Origin of the sequence: Streptomyces sp. SudanB52_2052, from assembly GCF_964272415.1 — a bacterium.
GTDB lineage: Bacteria > Actinomycetota > Actinomycetes > Streptomycetales > Streptomycetaceae > Streptomyces > Streptomyces olindensis.
The window spans coordinates 4,519,182-4,537,046 of the sequence record NZ_OZ186796.1 but is presented as its reverse complement, the minus strand read 5'-3'; the positions used below and the strand labels follow the sequence as shown (position 1 = coordinate 4,537,046).

The window sequence follows — 17,865 nt, the reverse complement described above, 5'->3', positions numbered from 1 at the left end:
TTCCGGCGACGGAGGGGACTCCGCCCGGGGACCGAGGGGTAGCGTCGCCTCCATGCATGCGATCACGATTCCCGAACCCGGTGGACCCGAGGCGCTGGTCTGGGACGAGGTCCCGGATCCCGCGCCCGGAGAGGGCGAGGTCCTGGTCGAGGTGGCGGCCGGCGCCGTCAACCGGGCCGACCTCCTGCAGCGGCAGGGCTTCTACGATCCGCCGCCCGGCGCATCCCCCTACCCAGGCCTGGAGTGCTCCGGGCGGATCGCCGAGATCGGCCCCGGCGTCTCCGGCTGGAACGTCGGCGACGAGGTGTGCGCGCTGCTCGCCGGCGGCGGTTACGCCGAGAAGGTGGTCGTCCCGGCCGGACAGCTGCTGCCCGTGCCGGACGGCGTCGAGCTGAAGCACGCCGCGGCCCTGCCCGAGGTGGTCTGCACCGTCTGGTCGAACGTCTTCATGATCGCCCACCTGCGCCCGGGCGAGACGCTCCTGGTGCACGGCGGCTCCAGCGGCATCGGCACCATGGCCGTCCAGCTCGGCAAGGCCGTCGGCGCCCGGGTGGCCGTCACCGCCGGTACGAGGGAGAAGCTGGACCGGTGCGCCGAGCTGGGCGCCGACATCCTGGTCAACTACCGCGAGCAGGACTTCGTCGAGGAGGTCAGGAAGGCCACGGACGGGGCGGGCGCCGACGTCATCCTCGACAACATGGGCGCCAAGTACCTGGAGCGCAACGTCAAGGCCCTCGCCGTCAACGGCCGGCTCGCGATCATCGGCATGCAGGGCGGCGTCAAGGGCGAGCTGAACATCGGCGCCCTGCTCGCCAAGCGCGCCGCCATCACCGCGGCGTCCCTGCGCGCCCGGCCGCTGGAGGAGAAGGCGGCCATCGTCGCGGCCGTGCGCGAACACGTCTGGCCCCTGTTCACCGGCGGCCGTCTCCGCCCGGTCGTCGACCGGGAGATCCCGATGCCGGAGGCGGCCGCCGCCCACCGGGTCGTGGAGGAGAGCGGCCACATCGGCAAGGTGCTGTTGATCGCCCCGCAGGCGGCCTGACGTTCGCACCGGCCCCGGGGCGACGGCCCGGTTACCGGGACCGCGCCCGGGGGGCCGTCGCAGGGCAGGCGGGACTGCGCGGAGATCCTCTAGACCCGCCGCAGCCTCAGCGCGACGAACGCGAGCCCCAGCCCCAGCCCGATCAGCACCAGGCCGCTGCCCAGCGGCAGGATCCGCAGGACCGGCCCGACGGGGCGCTCGGTGGTCGCGGCCTCCCGTACGGGCTGCTCCGTCGGCTCGGAGGGCAGCGGGGCGGCCTCCCGGGACGCCTCGGGCCTGGCGGTGGTGGCGGCGGCGTCCGGCTTCCCGGTGTCCTCCGGCCGCCCGGGCCGCTGCCGCCCCTCACCCGCCCGGCTCCCGGCCCGCGAGGGCTCGCCGGGCCGGGACGGCGCGGACAGGGCTGACGGGGCCGAGAAGCCTGACGGGGCGGACAGGGCGGACGGGGCGGTCGGAGCGGCGACGACCGCCCCGGCCCCGGCCTGGTCGTCGTACGCGAGGACGGCACCGTGGGACGGGACGGATCCGTACGGTGAGACGACCGCACCCGCCCCGAGGGCGAGCGCCAGTCCCGCCGCCCGCAGTGCGCGTTGCCATGGAGTCACGTGGGTGACCCCCTCCCGCCGTGCCCGGTAGGGCAAGATCGGCACGTTCGGTCATATAGAGGCCATCAGCCTCACATTCCCCCGGACCTCCGGCATTCCGGGTTCGGCCGACGGGTGGAACCGCTGCACAATCCGGTTATGTCGATACGACACGGGCTGCTGGCGCTCCTGGCGGCCGGCCCCCGCTACGGCGCCCGCCTGCGCACCGACTTCGAGACCCGCACCGGCGGGACCTGGCCCCTGAACATCGGGCAGGTCTACACGACCCTGGGCCGCCTGGAGCGGGACGGCATGGTGGTCCAGGACGGCGTCGACGCGGCGGGCAGGGCGCTGTACGCGCTCACCGAGGCGGGCCGCGAGGAGCTGCGGTCCTGGTATGCGCGTCCCGTGGAACGGGCCGGGCCGCCGCGCGACGAGCTGGCGATCAAGCTCGTGATGGCGGTCGGCGCGGACGGCGTCGACGTACGGGAGGTCGTCGAGGCCCAGCGCCGGCACGTGGCGCGGGCGCTGCACGACCACGTCCGGCAGCGGGCCGAGGCCCTGTCCCGCACCCCTGAGCACCCCCAGGAGATGGCCCGGCTGCTCGTCCTCGAACAGCTCGTGCTCCACGCCGAGGCCGAGGTCCGCTGGCTGGACCACTGCGAGGCGCGCCTGCTCCGTTTCACCCGCGAGGGGGAACCGCCCGCCGGCGAGCAACCCGGGCCCTGAGCGACACGTCTCTCCCAGCACGGTGGATCAGCCTCGCGTGGGGGCACCACGGAGGTGAGGTGCAGGCGTGCGAGAGAATGGCGGCATGGAGATGCCGAGGAACGAAAGGTCGCCGGAGAACCCGCAGATCCTGGTCGTGGGCCAGGACGGCATGGCGCTCGGCGGCGGCAGCGGAGACGAGGAGTCCCGCGAGACCCCGGTCACGGAACAGGTGGAGCAGCCCGCCAAGGTCATGCGGATCGGCAGCATGATCAAGCAGCTTCTGGAGGAAGTGCGCGCGGCTCCCCTGGACGAGGCCAGCCGGGTCCGGCTCAAGGAGATCCACGCCAGCTCGGTGAAGGAGCTGGAGGACGGTCTGGCGCCCGAGCTGGTCGAGGAGCTGGAGCGGCTCTCCCTGCCGTTCACGGACGAGGCGACCCCGAGCGACGCGGAACTGCGCATCGCCCAGGCCCAGCTGGTCGGCTGGCTGGAGGGGCTGTTCCACGGCATCCAGACCACGCTGTTCGCCCAGCAGATGGCGGCCCGCGCCCAGCTGGAGCAGATGCGCCGCGCCCTCCCTCCGGGCGTCGGCCACGACGGCCTCGACGAGCAGCACCCGGGCGGCCGTTCGGGCGGCCCGTACCTGTAGGCGTTACGGGGACGAGAAGCGGACGAAAAGGGGCCCGGCGGCCGAAGCCGCCGGGCCCTTCCTCACATCCGGGCCGTCCAAGCCGTCCGGGCCGTCCGGGCTGTCAGGACGGCGGGTTGCCCGTCGAGACGCCGAGTTCGATCTCCGGCATGTTCTTCGGGTCGACGTCGGTGTCGGCGGACGGGAACTGGTTCATGACCGTGCCGTCGCCGTAGGTGTTCTCGTCGACGTCCGTGGTCTTCACCTGCCAGCCGGCCGCCTGCAGGCAGGCCTTGACCGACGTGATGTCCTTGAACTTGAAGTCCGGGAGGCGGATCTTCTCGGGGTCGTTGTAGGACTCCTGCGGCTCCGTGCACTCCTCCGTGTCGATCGTCCTGGAGGTGTCCGGGCCCCGGTAGCCGGGCTGCTTGGTCGCGGAAGCCGACGCGGACGCGCTCGCGCCGCCGCCCCCGCCCTGGTTCTCCTCGCCGCCGCCGTTCAGCAGGAGCGCGGTGACCAGGCCGCCGACCGCGACGACGGACACGACGATCGAGCCGATGATCACCGGCCGGTTGCTCCGGCCGCCGCCCGAGGAGGCCGGCGCGGGCTGGGGCGTGAGGTTGTACGGCGGCGGCGTCGACGGTCCCGGCTGCGGGGAGTAGCCGGCCGGGGACGGCGTCTGGTAGCCGCCCTGCTGCGGATAGCCGTAGGCCGGGGACGGCGCCGCCGGGGCGGGCGTGCCGTACGGGTTCGGCGGCGGGGTCGGCTGGTACGGCGTCCGGACCTGGCCCGAGGGCGCCGGGGCCGCCTGGTCGACCGGCGGGAAGACGGCCGAGCCGACGCCCGCGCCGCTCGGGGTCTGCGCGCCCGGGACGATGCTGGGCGGCGCGGCCTGGAAGGACGCCGCCACGCGCAGGCACTCGTCGCGCATGGCCTCGGCGCTCGGGAAGCGCTCGTTCGGGTTCTTCTTCAGGGCGCGGGCGATCAGCGCGTCCACGGCCGGGGGCAGCGCGCGGTTGACCGAGGACGGGACCGGCGGCTCCTCCTGGACGTGTGCGTACGCTATGGCCAGCGGCGAGTCCGCGTCGAAGGGCAGCCGCCCGGTGACCAGTTGGAACAGCATGATGCCGACCGAGTACAGGTCGGAGCGGGCGTCGACGCCGCGGCCGAGGGCCTGTTCCGGCGAGAGGTACTGCGGGGTGCCGACGACCATGCCGGTCTGCGTCATCGACGTCACACCGGACTGCATGGCGCGGGCGATGCCGAAGTCCATGACCTTGACCACGCCGCGCTTGGTCATCATCACGTTGCCCGGCTTGATGTCGCGGTGGACCAGGCCCATCTCGTGGCTGATCTCCAGCGCGGCCAGCACGTCGGCGGTGATCTTCAGCGCCTTGTCGGCGGGCATCGCGCCCTGCTGCCGCACGTCCTCGTCGAGCACGGAGCCGAGCGGGCGGCCCTCGACGTACTCCATGACGATGTACGGCGTCGTCATGCCGTCGAGGGTGTCCTCGCCGGTGTCGAAGACCGAGACGATGTTGGTGTGCGTGAGCTTGGCCACGGACTGGGCCTCGCGGCGGAACCGCTCGCGGAAGGCCTGTTCCCGTCCGAGATCCGTGTGAAGTGTCTTGATCGCGACCTGTCGGTCGAGCACGCTGTCGTAGGCGAGGTGCACCGAGGCCATGCCGCCCTGGCCGAGGAGATCACGCAGCTGATAGCGGCCGTTGGCCAGTGCCCGCCCCATGTGCCGGCCCTGTGCGCCGTCCTGGCTCATGTTCCCTGTCCCCCGTAGCCCTTGAAGGCGCCGCCGACTGTTCTGATCCGTCGTTGATCCAAACCGCCATTCCCGGCCAAGTCTGCCCCAGGGCACTGACACGTCAAGCGCGGTGCCCGTTCCGTGACCGTACGCGAAGGAAGCGTCGCGGAAGCGTTACAGGGGGCGTACGGCCGGTGCACAGAATTTGCACGACAGTACGGAGTAAAGGTTTCATGGCCCGTCCGTCCCGTGCCGGTCCTGGCACCCGTCTCGGACCGGAGGCTTGCGCGGAGGCTGTAGCGTGGCCGACGGAGACCGTAACAACACCGCGCGCACCGCGGGCAGAAACGACGGCGAGGACTGATGGCACAGCAGCAGCGCGCTCAGGGCCCGTCCGACCCCGAGGCGACTGGCGGCGGCATGTCGGACGCGCCGGAGTCCTGGGGCAACGGCGGGCTGGTCGGGGACGGCCGGTACCGGCTGACCCGCAGACTCGGCCGGGGCGGCATGGCCGAGGTGTTCGCAGCCGAGGACGTCCGCCTCGGGCGCACCGTCGCCGTCAAGCTGCTCCGGTCCGACCTCGCCGAGGACCCGGTGTCCAAGGCGCGCTTCACGCGCGAGGCCCAGTCGGTGGCCGGCCTCAACCACCACGCGATCGTCGCCGTGTACGACTCCGGCGAGGACTTCGTGGGCGGCCAGTCCGTGCCGTACATCGTCATGGAACTGGTCGAGGGCCGCACCATCCGCGACCTCCTCCTGAACGCCGAGGCGCCCGGCCCCGAGCAGGCGCTGATCATCGTCTCGGGTGTCCTGGAGGCGCTCGCCTACTCGCACCAGCACGGCATCGTGCACCGCGACATCAAGCCGGCCAACGTCATCATCACGCACAACGGCGCCGTGAAGGTGATGGACTTCGGCATCGCCCGCGCCCTGCACGGCGCGTCCACGACGATGACGCAGACCGGCATGGTCATGGGCACCCCGCAGTACCTCTCCCCCGAGCAGGCCCTCGGCAAGGCCGTCGACCACCGCTCCGACCTGTACGCCACGGGCTGCCTGCTCTACGAACTGCTCTCGCTGCGCCCGCCCTTCACCGGCGAGACCCCGCTGTCGGTGGTCTACCAGCACGTGCAGGACATCCCGACCCCGCCGTCCGAGGCCTCCGACGCCTGCCCGCCGGAGCTGGACGGCCTGGTCATGCGCTCCCTGGCCAAGGAGCCCGACGACCGCTTCCAGACGGCCGAGGAGATGCGCGGACTGGTCCAGTACGCGCTGCAGATGCTCTACGACCAGGGCGGCCACACCGGCACCTGGAACACCGGCCCGGTCGACATGCACGAGGGCCGGCACACCCCGTCGGGCGGCTTCACCGGCACGGCCGTCATGGGCCACCCCGGGGACGCCTCCGGCACCACGCAGATCCCCTCGCCGATCCTGCCCGCGGGCTACGGCGGCGGGGACGACGGCGGCTTCGAGGGCAACGGCAACAAGGGCAGCGGCCGGGGCAAGCTGTGGGTCCTCGCCGTGCTCGCGGTGATCGCCATCGCCGCGGGTGTCGCCCTGGCCCTGCAGAACACCGGTGACAACAAGGACGACCCGAGCAAGAAGCAGTCGCCGACCTCCTCCCAGACGACCGAGGAGAAGACGCCCAGCGAGACGCCGAGCGACGAGGTCACCGACGAGCCGACCGACACGTCCACGGACGACGGCACGGGCACCGGTAACGGCAACGGCAACTGGACGCCGTCGTACACCCCGTCCTACACGCCGTCGCAGAGCGCCCCCGAGTCGCCCACCGGCGAGCCGACCACCGCGGAGCCGACCGGTGAGCCGACGGGCGAGCCGACCGGTGAGGAGCCCACGGACCCGGGCGGCACGCCGACGGGCGGCACGGGCGGCACCGACGCCGGCACCACCACCGGTGTGGTCGGGGGCCCGGGCGAGGAAGGCGGCGGCTGACAGCCGGAGAAAAACGTGATCCACGCGCGCGTGGGACCCGGGGATGGGGCCCACGCGCGCGTGTCGTTCGGGCACGCCGACAGAACAAGTCTTCCCGTGACCTGGGTCACCGGGTTAACGTGCGGTAGCTCCGGCCTCCTGCAAGGCTGTGACCAGGGCCCCTTCGACGCCTCCCCGATTTACTTGGATATCCAAGCAAAATCGCAGGTCAGGAGGGGTTTCACAGAAATGTGGCGCACTGGGTAACGTGCTTTTTGCAGGGCGCTCGCCGGGGCACCTGTCACGCCTGTTCCCGGCCGAGTGGCACCCACCCCGTGCCCGGTGGTCGGAACAGGTGAGCCGCACTGGCCTACCGGCAACCCCGGGGGCCGGACCGACGGAGGAGCAGCACGTGACCGTGGAGAGCACTGCCGCGCGCACACCGCGACGCAGCGCCGGAAGCAAGGCCGGCACCACCGGCACCAAGCGCACCACCCGCACGACCGCCAAGAAGGACGCCGGCGCCGAGCCCGAGCTCGTGCAGCTGCTGACGCCCGCAGGCAAGCGCGTCAAGAACGCCGAGTACGACAAGTACGTCGCCGGTGTCACCCCGGAAGAGCTGCGCGGCCTGTACCGCGACATGGTGCTCACCCGTCGCTTCGACGCCGAGGCCACCGCCCTGCAGCGCCAGGGCGAGCTGGGCCTGTGGGCCTCGCTGCTCGGCCAGGAGGCCGCCCAGATCGGCTCCGGCCGGGCCCTGCGCGACGACGACTACGTCTTCCCCACCTACCGCGAGCACGGCGTCGCCTGGTGCCGAGGGGTGGACCCGACCAACCTGCTCGGCATGTTCCGCGGCGTGAACAACGGCGGCTGGGATCCGAACGGCAACAACTTCCACCTGTACACGATCGTCATCGGCTCCCAGACGCTGCACGCCACCGGCTACGCGATGGGCGTCGCCAAGGACGGCGCGGACAGCGCGGTGATCGCCTACTTCGGTGACGGCGCCTCCAGCCAGGGCGACGTGGCCGAGTCGTTCACCTTCTCCGCGGTCTACAACGCCCCGGTCGTGTTCTTCTGCCAGAACAACCAGTGGGCCATCTCCGAGCCCACCGAGAAGCAGTCCCGCGTGCCGATCTACCAGCGCGCCCAGGGCTTCGGCTTCCCGGGCGTCCGGGTCGACGGCAACGACGTGCTCGGCTGCCTCGCGGTCACCCGGTGGGCCCTGGAGCGGGCCCGCGCCGGCGAGGGCCCGACCCTCGTCGAGGCGTTCACCTACCGCATGGGCGCCCACACCACCTCCGACGACCCGACCCGCTACCGAGGCGACGAGGAGCGCCAGGCCTGGGAGGCCAAGGACCCGATCCTGCGCCTTCGCCGCTACCTGGAGGCCTCAAACCACGCGGACGAGGGATTCTTCGCGGAACTGGAGTCCGAGTCCGAGGCGTTGGGCAAACGAGTGCGCGAGGCGGTCCGTGCCATGCCGGACCCGGACCACTTCGCCATCTTCGAGAACGTCTACGCGGACGGCCACGCGCTCGTCGACGAGGAGCGCGCCCAGTTCGCCGCGTACCAGGCGTCGTTCGCCGACGAGGGGGGCAACTGACATGGCTGAGAAGATGGCACTGGCCAAGGCGATCAACGAGTCGCTGCGGCGCGCCCTGGACGCCGACGACAAGGTCCTGATCATGGGCGAGGACGTCGGCAAGCTCGGCGGCGTCTTCCGTGTGACGGACGGGCTGCAGAAGGACTTCGGCGAGAGCCGCGTCATCGACACCCCGCTCGCCGAGTCGGGCATCGTCGGCACGGCGATCGGCCTGGCCCTGCGCGGCTACCGCCCCGTGGTGGAGATCCAGTTCGACGGCTTCGTCTTCCCGGCGTACGACCAGATCGTCACGCAGCTCGCGAAGATGCACGCCCGCTCGCTGGGCAAGGTCAAGCTCCCGGTCGTCGTGCGCATCCCCTACGGCGGCGGCATCGGCGCGGTGGAGCACCACTCCGAGTCGCCCGAGTCGCTCTTCGCGCACGTGGCGGGCCTGAAGATCGTCAGCCCGTCGAACGCGTCGGACGCGTACTGGATGATGCAGCAGGCCATCCAGAGCGACGACCCGGTGATCTTCTTCGAGCCCAAGCGCCGCTACTGGGACAAGGGCGAGGTCAACACCGAGGCGATCCCGGGCCCCCTGCACAAGGCAGCCGTGGTCCGCGAGGGCACGGACCTCACGCTCGCCGCCTACGGCCCGATGGTGAAGCTCTGCCAGGAGGTCGCGGACGCGGCCGCCGAGGAGGGCCGGAACCTGGAGGTCCTGGACCTGCGCTCGGTCTCCCCGATCGACTTCGACTCGATCCAGGCGTCGGTGGAGAAGACGCGCCGCCTGGTCGTCGTGCACGAGGCGCCGGTGTTCTTCGGCTCCGGCGCGGAGATCGCCGCCCGGATCACGGAGCGCTGCTTCTACCACCTGGAGGCCCCGGTGCTCCGGGTCGGCGGCTACCACGCGCCGTACCCGCCGGCCCGCCTGGAGGAGGAGTACCTGCCGAACCTGGACCGGGTGCTGGATGCCGTCGACCGCTCGCTGGCGTACTGAGGAGAGGGTCGTGACGACGATGACGGAAGCGTCCGTGCGCGAGTTCAAGATGCCCGACGTGGGTGAGGGGCTCACGGAGGCCGAGATCCTCAAGTGGTTCGTCCAGCCCGGTGACACCGTCACCGACGGCCAGGTGGTGTGCGAGGTCGAGACGGCGAAGGCGGCCGTCGAACTGCCCATTCCGTACGACGGCGTCGTCCGTGAGCTGCACTTCCCCGAGGGCACCACGGTCGACGTGGGCACGGCGATCATCGCGGTGGACGTCAGCGGAGGGGCCGCGCCGGCCGAGCCGCGGCCGGAAGCCCCCAGGTCCGTCGAGGAGCCGAAGGCGGAAGGTTCCGGCTCCGGCCGCCAGCCGGTCCTGGTCGGCTACGGCGTGGCGACCTCGTCCACGCGCCGCCGCCCCCGCAAGGGCCCGGAGGTCCCGGTCCAGCAGGCCTCGACGGCGATCCAGACGGAGCTGAACGGCCACGCGCCGGCGGCGTCGGCGGCTCCGGCCCCGGCCGCCCCGGCCTCGACGGCCGCGACCGCCCCGGCCCCGACCGCTTCGGTCACCGCCGAGCGTCCGCTGGCCAAGCCCCCGGTCCGCAAGCTGGCCAAGGACCTGGGCGTCGACCTGGCGACGGTCGTCCCGACCGGCCCGGACGGCATCATCACGCGCGAGGACGTGCACGCGGCGGTGGCCGCCGCCGAGCCGAAGGCCCCCGAGCCGTCGGCCGCTCCCGCCCCGGTCTCCGCCCCGGCCTCGTACGACACCGCCCGCGAGACCCGCATCCCGATCAAGGGCGTCCGCAAGGCGACGGCGGCGGCGATGGTCGGCTCGGCGTTCACCGCGCCGCACGTCACGGAGTTCGTGACGGTCGACGTGACGCGCACGATGAAGCTGGTCGAGGAGCTCAAGGAGGACAAGGAGTTCGCGGGCCTGCGCGTGAACCCCCTGCTGCTGATCGCCAAGGCCCTCCTCGTCGCGATCCGGCGCAACCCGGAGATCAACGCGTCGTGGGACGAGGCGGCGCAGGAGATCGTGGTCAAGCACTACGTGAACCTGGGCATCGCGGCGGCGACCCCGCGCGGTCTGATCGTGCCGAACATCAAGGACGCTCACGCCAAGACGCTGCCGCAACTGGCCGAGTCGCTGGGCGAGCTGGTGTCCACGGCGCGGGAGGGCAAGACCTCCCCGGCCGCGATGCAGGGCGGCACGGTGACGATCACCAACGTCGGCGTCTTCGGCGTCGACACGGGCACGCCGATCCTCAACCCGGGCGAGTCCGCGATCCTCGCGGTCGGCGCGATCAAGCTCCAGCCGTGGGTCCACAAGGGCAAGGTGAAGCCCCGTCAGGTCACCACCCTGGCCCTCTCCTTCGACCACCGCCTGGTCGACGGCGAGCTGGGCTCGAAGGTGCTGGCCGACGTGGCGGCGATCCTGGAGCAGCCGAAGCGGCTGATCACCTGGGCGTGAGCCGACCGCCCGCGGCCCCCCGTCCCACCCGGGGCGGGGGGCCGCCGGCGTCTGTCCACCCGGGTGGACACGGGTGAACCGGAGGGTTCCCGACGAGCACAAGAAGCTCCTCGAACCCGCCCAAGTACCCCACAGTAAGCGGTTTAGCCGGACATACGATCACTCTCACCAAGAGATCGACCACTGCCCGGCGTCCAGGGGGGAAACCCGGGTCACTCCCTCGAAGGTGAGTCAAACCCCCCATGCGCGACGCGATGGTGCTCAAGGCCCAGAGATTCGTGAACTCCGTCTACGGCAGCCGCATCGGCACGACCGTGGAGGAGACCGGAGAGGCCGACTGGACCACCCTCTACGCACTGACCCGAGCCCTGCAGTACGAGCTGGGCATCACGGCACTGTCCGACAACTTCGGCCCCACCACGCTCTCCACGCTGACCGCCAAGTACCCGAAGCTCAACGCGGACACCGTCCCCTCGCCCGATTTCTGCCGCATCATCCAGGCCGGCCTGTACTGCAAGGGCTACGACGGCGGCGACCTCGACGGCACGTACGGCGAGCGCACGGCGGCGGCCGTCACGAAGCTGAAGACGGACATGGGCGTCGAACGGGCCTTCCCCGGCGCGGATCTGACGCCCAAGGTGTTCAAGGCGCTGCTGACGATGGACGCCTACGTCCTCGGCCCCTCGGGCACCCCGCAGGTCCGCGAGGTCCAGCGGTGGCTCAACGGCCGCTACCTCCAGCGGCAGGACTTCTTCGTCATCGCCTGCGACGGCCGCGTCACCCGGGACACCGTCAGGGCGCTGGTCTTCGCCGTGCAGTACGAGGTCGGCATGGCGGACGGCACCGCCAACGGCAACTTCGGGCCCGGCACCCAGTCGGCCCTGAAATCGCACCCGGTGAAGCAGGGCGACACGGGTGTGTACGTCCAGCTGTTCTCCGCGGGGATGGTCGTCAACCGGCGGCCCGTCGCCCTCACCGACACCTTCGACTCCTACCTGGCCTCGGCCGTCCGGGCCTTCCAGACCTTCGTGGCGCTCCCGGCCACGGGAGAGGGCGACTTCTCCACCTTCGCCTCCCTCCTGGCGTCCTACGGCGACCAGTCCCGCCCGGGCCGGGCCTGCGACACCATCACGAAGGTCACTCCGGCGCGGGCGGCGACGCTCAAGGCGGCCGGTATCACGTACGTCGGCCGCTACCTCACCAACCCGAGCGCCACCTCCCTCCCGGAGAAGGCCATCCAGCCGGGCGAGCTGGCGACCATCGCCCAGTACGGCCTGCGCTGCTTCCCGATCTACCAGACCGTCAACAGCGACGCCGCCGACTTCGACTACGTCGCCGGGCGCACCGCCGGGTACGCGGCGGTCAACGCCGCCCGGGACCACGGCTTCAGGCGCGGCACGCGGATCTTCTTCGCCGTCGACTTCGACGCGATCGACGCCGAGATCACCGCGAACGTCCTGCCGCACTTCAAGGGCATCAAGGAGGCGATGGCGGACTCGGGCCACCCGTACGAGATCGGCGTCTATGGCTCCCGCAACGTGTGCGCGCGGGTCGGCGCGGCCGGCTACTCCACCGCGAGCTTCGTGGCCGACATGTCCCCGGGCTTCGACGGCAACGCCGGGCGCCCGCTGCCGCGGGACTGGGCCTACGACCAGTTCGTCATCCGCACCCTCGGTTCGGGCGACGGGCAGCTGGAGGTCGACGTCGACATCGCCTCCGGGCGGGACACCGGCCAGGGCTCGTTCGACCGGCCGCGGCCCGCCGTCCCGGACGTCGCCTTCGACAGCCGCCAGGTGCCGGCGCTGCGGGCCGACCTCGCGCGCTACATGCGGTCGATCGGACGACCCGACATGGGCGGCGTCGGCGGTGACGCCAAGCTCTACACCAACGCCCAGGCCGTCGAGGCGATCCAGGACCAGGACGCGCTGATCACCGAGCTGTCGACCACGTACAAGATGCGCAAGGCGCTGATCCAGACCGTCGTCTACTGGGCCATGCGCGACTACAGCCTCGCCGACCAGGCCACCGACCAGCAGGTCGCCGACCACCACCTGTCGGGCTCCGGCTCGGTCCGCGACTCGCACACCGGCATCGGCGAGATCAGCGCCGCCGACGCCATCCAGGCCTGGAACCACTGCATCGGCTGGGGTTTCGCCACGGGCGACCACCGCGACCCCGCCAAGGACGCCGACCTGTGGGCCGTGTGGCAGCAGCTGAGCAAGGACAACGGGTTCAGCGTGCGCACCGCGGCCCTGATCCACCTGTGGGGCACCCGGGGCAGGCCCGGCGGCCAACTGCCCCCCGGCGACCGCGTCACCACCCCGCGGTCCATGCGCCTCGACCTCGCCGAGTTCGAGATCACCGAACTCCTGCGCCGCTACCGGGCCTGGGACCCGGACGTGGAGTCCCAGACGCACCAGAGCATGGCCGTCTACCAGATCTTCGAGAAGTACAACAGCATCGCCCGCAACGCGTGAACCTCCGGAAAGAGATCCCGTTGAAGCTCGCCTTCCTCCGCAGAGAGCCCCGGCCCGGTGCTGCCGCGCACCGCCGGGTCCTGTCCCGCCGTGCCCTGCTCGGCCGGATCGCCGCGATCGGCGGCGCCGTGGGCGTCGCCGCCCTGCCCGTCTCGCACTTCCTCTCCCAGGCGTACGCCGACGCGAACAACCCCATCCCGGGCAGCGTGCGGGACGCGCTGCGCAGCGCGCAGGACCGGACCCGGCGCGTGCTGGCCGGTTCGCGCTCCCGCAACGGCTGGGAGATGGAGAACGTCGCCGACGACGGCGGCACCGTCTACACCCGCCCCGTGCCCGGCACGCCGCTCAAGGGCGTCGCCGTGCGCATGGGCGACGTGGAGACCGTCCTCGTCCATCTGCTGCGCCGGTTCCACTACGAGGTCGACGCCCTGCGCCGGGGCGATGTCGTCGGCTGGCACGACCCGTCCGAGGTCGGCCGGGCCCGGCCGGAGTCCAACCTGGCGTCCGGCACGGCGGTGCGGATCAGGCCGGGCTCCTACCCACGCGGCGTCCGGGGCGGGTTCTTCCCGCAGCAGGAGGTCGTGATCCGCGACATCCTCGCCGAGCTCGACGGTGTGGTCCGCTGGGGCGGCGACGACCGCACGCCCGACGAGTCCCTGTTCTCCATCGACGTACGGCCGGGTGACAAGCGGCTGGCCGAGGTCGCGGCGCGGATCCGCGGCTGGCAGCTGGAGCCGGGGGCCGGTGCGGGCTCCCGGGTGAACGTGCTGGCCGGTGGCCGGCGCAAGGCGGCGCGGGCGCTGGAGCGCCGCCAGCGGACGGCGGCGTAAGGCGCCGGGACACGCGAAGGGGGCTCGCCACCGGCTGCGGCGAGCCCCCTTTTCGCTCTGTGTCCGCTACTTGGCGAAGCCGTAGTTCAGCAGCTTCGTCGCGTCCGACTTGCGGGTGGTCCCGTTGGTCGAGGACAGGACCGTGCCGATGACCGTCTTGCCGTTGCGGGTGGCGGCGAAGACCAGGCAGTACCCGGCCTCCGGGCCGGAGCCGGTCTTCACACCGATCGCGCCGGTGTAGCTGCTGAGCAGCGGGTTGGTGTTCTCCCACGGCGCCATCGTCCGCGTGCCGCCGGACTTGGTGGTCGTCTTCGCCGTGTACTTCTTCGTCTTGACGACCGTGCGGAACGTGGAGTTCTTCATCGCCGCGCTGGCGAGTTTCGTCAGGTCGCGCGGCGTGGAGTAGTTGGCGCCCTTGCCGATGCCGTCGAACGAGTCGAAGTGGGTGTTCTTCAGGCCCAGGTTCTTGGCGGTGGTGTTCATCTTGCCGATGAACGACTTCACGCGCGCCGCGCGCGTCGAGCCCGAGCCGAACTTGTCGGCGAGCGCGTACGCCGCGTCGCAGCCCGACGGCAGCATCAGCCCGTAGAGCAGCTGGCGGACGGTGACCTTGTCGCCGACGATCAGCTTGGCGTTCGACGCCCAGTTGTTGTCGACGATGTAGTCGCTGTACGCCTTCTGGATCGTGACCTTGCTGTCCAGGTTGAGGTTCGACTGCTTCAGCACCACCAGAGCGGTCATGATCTTGGTGGTCGAGCCGGTGGAGCGACGCGTGTCGGCAGCCTTGGTGTAGAGCGACTTGCCGGTCGCGTTGTTCATCACGTAGCCGCCCTTGGCGGCGATCGTGGGCGCCGTGGCGGCCTGCGCCGGCGCGATGGTGAGGGCTCCGCTCGCGAGCATGGCGCCGGTGGTCACGGTGACGGCCGCGGCTCTCCGGAGACGGGTGCCCTGAATGCCGGTTATCAAGTGAAGTACCCCGATTGCGTTGAATGCCCCATCAATGCGGCCGAGTTGAGGACGAGGGGAAAGGGGCCGCACGTGTCTGACTTGTAACTAGCACACCCGGTTGTGTCCTTGCCGAGGGGGGCCCCGGCTTTGCCACAGATGTGTGACATTCGAGTCCGCATACTGGACGTATCCCTCCATGGGTACCTGTTGTATCTATGCTGTCGGCATGACCCTGGCCGTGAAGCAACCTCCCGCCGCCGACCGCGTCTACACCCACGTCAAACAGGGCGTCCTGGAGCGCCGCTACGAGGGCGGGACCCTCCTCACCGAGGGCGAGCTCGCCGAGGCCGTCGGGGTCTCGCGCACGCCCGTGCGCGAGGCGCTGCTCCGGCTGGAGGCCGAGGGTCTGATCCGGCTCTACCCGAAGAAGGGCGCCCTCGTCCTGCCGGTCTCCGCACAGGAGATCGCCGACGTCGTCGAGACGCGGCTGCTCGTCGAGGAGCACGCGGCGCGCAAGGCCGTCCCCGCGCCCCCCGGGCTCATCGAGCGCCTGGAGGAACTGCTCGCCCGGCAGAAGAAGCAGGCCGCCGCCGGGGACCTCGCAGGGGCCGCCGTCACCGACCGCTGCTTCCACGCCGAGATCGTCCGCAGCGGCGGCAACGAGATCCTCTCCCGCCTCTACGACCAGCTGCGCGACCGCCAGCTGCGCATGGGCGTGGCCGTGATGCACTCCCACCCCGACCGCATCGCCAAGACCCTCGCCGAGCACGAGGAGATCCTCGACGCGCTGCGCGCCGGGGACGCGGAGGCGGCCGTCGGGCTCGTCCACCGGCACGTCGGCTGGTTCTCGCACCTGGCCCGGGGAGAGGTCCGATGAGCGCCACCGCCATGCCGGGCGACCCGCCGGGCGGCCGTCGGGCCCTGGCCGTCTGGGGCATCGGCGTCTCGGTCTACTTCGTCGCGGTCATCTTCCGCACGTCCCTGGGCGTCGCCGGCCTCGACGCCGCCGACCGCTTCCACGTCAACGCCTCGGCCCTGTCGACCTTCTCCATCCTCCAGCTGCTGGTCTACGCGGGCATGCAAATACCCGTCGGCCTGCTCGTCGACCGGCTCGGCACCAAGAAGGTGCTGGCGCTCGGCGCGGTGCTGTTCACCGCCGGGCAGCTGGGCTTCGCGTTCTCCCCGTCGTACGGCACGGCGCTGGCCTCCCGGGCGCTGCTCGGCTGCGGTGACGCGCTGACGTTCATCAGCGTGCTGCGGCTCGGCAGCCGGTGGTTCCCGGCCCGGCGCGGGCCGCTCGTCGCCCAGTTCGCGGGGCTGGTCGGCATGGCGGGCAACCTGGTCTCCACGCTCGTCCTCGCCCGGCTGCTGCACGGCATCGGCTGGACGGCGGCGTTCGCCGGCAGCGCGGTCGCCGGGGCCGTCGTCTTCGTGCTGGTGCTGCTGTTCCTGAAGGACCACCCGGAGGGCCAGGAGCCGGAGCCGCTGCCGCACCAGGGGGCGGCGTACGTACGGCGGCAGATCGCCGCGGCCTGGCGGGAGCCGGGGACCCGGCTGGGCCTGTGGGTGCACTTCACCACCCAGTTCCCGGCCATGGTGTTCCTGCTGCTGTGGGGCCTGCCGTTCCTGGTCGAGGCGCAGGGGCTGTCCCGGGCCGCGGCCGGTGAACTCCTCACGCTCGTCGTGCTCTCGAACATGGTCGTCGGCCTGGTCTACGGCCAGATCGTCGCCCGGCACCACGGGGCCCGGCTGCCCCTCGCGCTCGGCACGGTCGGCACGACGGCGGCCCTCTGGGCGGCGACGCTCGCCTACCCCGGTGCGCACGCCCCGATGTGGCTGCTGATCGCGCTGTGCACGGTGCTCGGGGCGTGCGGGCCCGCCTCGATGATCGGCTTCGACTTCGCCCGCCCGGCCAACCCGCCCGAGCGGCAGGGCACGGCCTCCGGCATCACCAACATGGGCGGCTTCGTCGCCTCCATGACCACGCTGTTCGCGATCGGGGTCCTGCTGGACGCCACCGGCGACGACTACACCGTGGCCTTCTCGGTGGTGTTCCTGCTCCAGGCGCTCGGTGTCACCCAGATCCTGCGGCTGCGCACGCGGGCCGCCCGGCGGGAACGGGAGCGGCTGGTGGCGAGCCGGGTGGAGACGGTGCACGTGCCGGCGTAGCCGTCCGGGTCAGCGGGCCACCGGTACGAGGGTGAGGTACGCGAGCCCGAGGACGCCCCGGTAGGTCAGCCAGGCGGCCCGGTGGCGGTCGGCGCGCTGCCGGGTCTCCTCCGCCAGGGGATGGCCCGGGTTCCCGGCGAGCCACACCTCGGTGTCCGCGAGGTACGCCGACTCGAACTCCTCCCACTCCTCCAGGCTCGCGGTCTCCGTCCACTCCGGCCTGAACCCCGCGTCGACCGCCAGGCCCACGAGCGTGGCGAGGTCGGGGTGGTCGGTGGCGGCGGCGTCCGGCCACATGCGGGACAGTTCCGCCGGGGTGGGGGTGCGCTGCCAGAAGCCCTCACCGAGCAGCACGCGCCCGTCGTCGCGGACGAGGCGACGCAGTTCCGCGAGGGCCTGGGAGAGATCGCCGAGGGCCTGGCTCGCGCCGACGCAGAGGACGAGGTCGGCCGGGCCGCGCGTGGTGCCGGTGGCGGACTCCTCCAGGAAGCGGACCCGGTCCGTGAGCCCGCGCGCCTGGGCGGCCTGCCGGCCGCGGGCCAGGTCTTCGGCGTCCAGGTCGATGCCCGTGCCGGTCGCCCCCGGCGTGGCGGCCAGGACGCGCAGCATCAGCTCGCCCCAGCCACAGCCGATGTCCAGGACGGTCGCGGGTGCGTTGCCCGCGAGCCGCCGCACGAGCCGGTTCGCCCGGGCCTCCGACAGGGGGCCGTGGAAAGTGAGGCGGGTGTGGTGGGGTGGAGTCAT

Annotated in this window: 15 protein-coding genes; 11 read left to right on the top strand and 4 right to left on the bottom strand. The window is 71.8% G+C overall.

What is annotated here, in order from left to right:
- The first annotated feature begins 52 nt into the window (after positions 1–52).
- On the top strand, positions 53–1,042 hold the full coding sequence (locus ACSUPV_RS20035) for an NAD(P)H-quinone oxidoreductase (protein ID WP_436948033.1): 990 nt from the start codon (positions 53–55) through the stop codon (positions 1,040–1,042).
- A gap of 89 nt (positions 1,043–1,131) precedes the next feature.
- On the opposite strand, the gene ACSUPV_RS20030 is transcribed toward ACSUPV_RS20035, so the two are convergent.
- A complete protein-coding gene (locus ACSUPV_RS20030; protein WP_436948032.1) occupies positions 1,132–1,644 on the bottom strand; it encodes a hypothetical protein in 513 nt (170 codons plus the stop codon).
- A 138-nt stretch (positions 1,645–1,782) separates the two neighbouring features.
- Here ACSUPV_RS20030 and ACSUPV_RS20025 point away from each other — a divergent pair, with 138 nt between their 5' ends.
- Entirely contained in the window at positions 1,783–2,352 is a 570-nt protein-coding gene (locus ACSUPV_RS20025; protein WP_031118135.1) for a PadR family transcriptional regulator, read from the top strand.
- A gap of 85 nt (positions 2,353–2,437) precedes the next feature.
- Positions 2,438–2,980 (top strand): bacterial proteasome activator family protein, encoded by a 543-nt coding sequence (locus tag ACSUPV_RS20020; protein ID WP_031118134.1) that lies wholly within the window; start codon positions 2,438–2,440, stop codon positions 2,978–2,980.
- A 103-nt stretch (positions 2,981–3,083) separates the two neighbouring features.
- On the opposite strand, the gene ACSUPV_RS20015 is transcribed toward ACSUPV_RS20020, so the two are convergent.
- Positions 3,084–4,733, bottom strand: a complete 1,650-nt coding sequence (locus ACSUPV_RS20015; protein WP_382615761.1) for a protein kinase domain-containing protein — start codon at positions 4,731–4,733, stop codon at positions 3,084–3,086.
- Between the two features lie 345 nt (positions 4,734–5,078).
- Between ACSUPV_RS20015 and ACSUPV_RS20010 the strand changes: the two genes are divergently transcribed.
- The 6 genes from ACSUPV_RS20010 to ACSUPV_RS19985 all read left to right on the top strand — a co-directional run bounded on the left by ACSUPV_RS20010 (position 5,079) and on the right by ACSUPV_RS19985 (position 14,004).
- Entirely contained in the window at positions 5,079–6,674 is a 1,596-nt protein-coding gene (locus ACSUPV_RS20010; protein ID WP_037762682.1) for a protein kinase domain-containing protein, read from the top strand.
- A gap of 391 nt (positions 6,675–7,065) precedes the next feature.
- Positions 7,066–8,259, top strand: a complete 1,194-nt coding sequence (gene pdhA / locus ACSUPV_RS20005; RefSeq protein ID WP_031118130.1) for a pyruvate dehydrogenase (acetyl-transferring) E1 component subunit alpha — start codon at positions 7,066–7,068, stop codon at positions 8,257–8,259.
- A gap of 1 nt (position 8,260) precedes the next feature.
- Positions 8,261–9,238, top strand: a complete 978-nt coding sequence (locus tag ACSUPV_RS20000) for an alpha-ketoacid dehydrogenase subunit beta (RefSeq protein WP_436948031.1) — start codon at positions 8,261–8,263, stop codon at positions 9,236–9,238.
- 10 nt (positions 9,239–9,248) lie between these two features.
- The gene (locus ACSUPV_RS19995; protein ID WP_436948030.1) at positions 9,249–10,697 is read left to right on the top strand and encodes a dihydrolipoamide acetyltransferase family protein; all 1,449 of its coding nucleotides are present in this window, start codon (positions 9,249–9,251) and stop codon (positions 10,695–10,697) included.
- Positions 10,698–10,939: 242 nt separating this feature from the next.
- Positions 10,940–13,174: a glycoside hydrolase domain-containing protein gene (locus tag ACSUPV_RS19990; RefSeq protein WP_436948028.1), complete on the top strand. Its 2,235-nt coding sequence runs from the start codon at positions 10,940–10,942 to the stop codon at positions 13,172–13,174.
- 80 nt (positions 13,175–13,254) lie between these two features.
- On the top strand, positions 13,255–14,004 hold the full coding sequence (locus tag ACSUPV_RS19985) for a hypothetical protein (RefSeq protein WP_031118125.1): 750 nt from the start codon (positions 13,255–13,257) through the stop codon (positions 14,002–14,004).
- Positions 14,005–14,070: 66 nt separating this feature from the next.
- Here ACSUPV_RS19985 and ACSUPV_RS19980 read toward each other — a convergent pair whose 3' ends face one another.
- Complete coding sequence (locus ACSUPV_RS19980; protein WP_382615752.1) at positions 14,071–14,904, bottom strand: D-alanyl-D-alanine carboxypeptidase family protein; 834 nt, start codon at positions 14,902–14,904, stop codon at positions 14,071–14,073.
- A 274-nt stretch (positions 14,905–15,178) separates the two neighbouring features.
- On the opposite strand from ACSUPV_RS19980, the gene ACSUPV_RS19975 reads away from it, so the two are divergent.
- Together ACSUPV_RS19975 and ACSUPV_RS19970 are read left to right on the top strand one after the other, a co-directional pair.
- Complete coding sequence (locus tag ACSUPV_RS19975) at positions 15,179–15,829, top strand: GntR family transcriptional regulator (protein ID WP_031118123.1); 651 nt, start codon at positions 15,179–15,181, stop codon at positions 15,827–15,829.
- A complete protein-coding gene (locus ACSUPV_RS19970; protein WP_031118122.1) occupies positions 15,826–17,121 on the top strand; it encodes an MFS transporter in 1,296 nt (431 codons plus the stop codon). The genes ACSUPV_RS19975 and ACSUPV_RS19970 overlap by 4 nt, the downstream gene beginning before the upstream one ends.
- A 9-nt stretch (positions 17,122–17,130) precedes the next feature.
- Here ACSUPV_RS19970 and ACSUPV_RS19965 read toward each other — a convergent pair whose 3' ends face one another.
- The gene (locus ACSUPV_RS19965) at positions 17,131–17,865 is read right to left on the bottom strand and encodes an SAM-dependent methyltransferase (RefSeq protein WP_436948025.1); all 735 of its coding nucleotides are present in this window, start codon (positions 17,863–17,865) and stop codon (positions 17,131–17,133) included.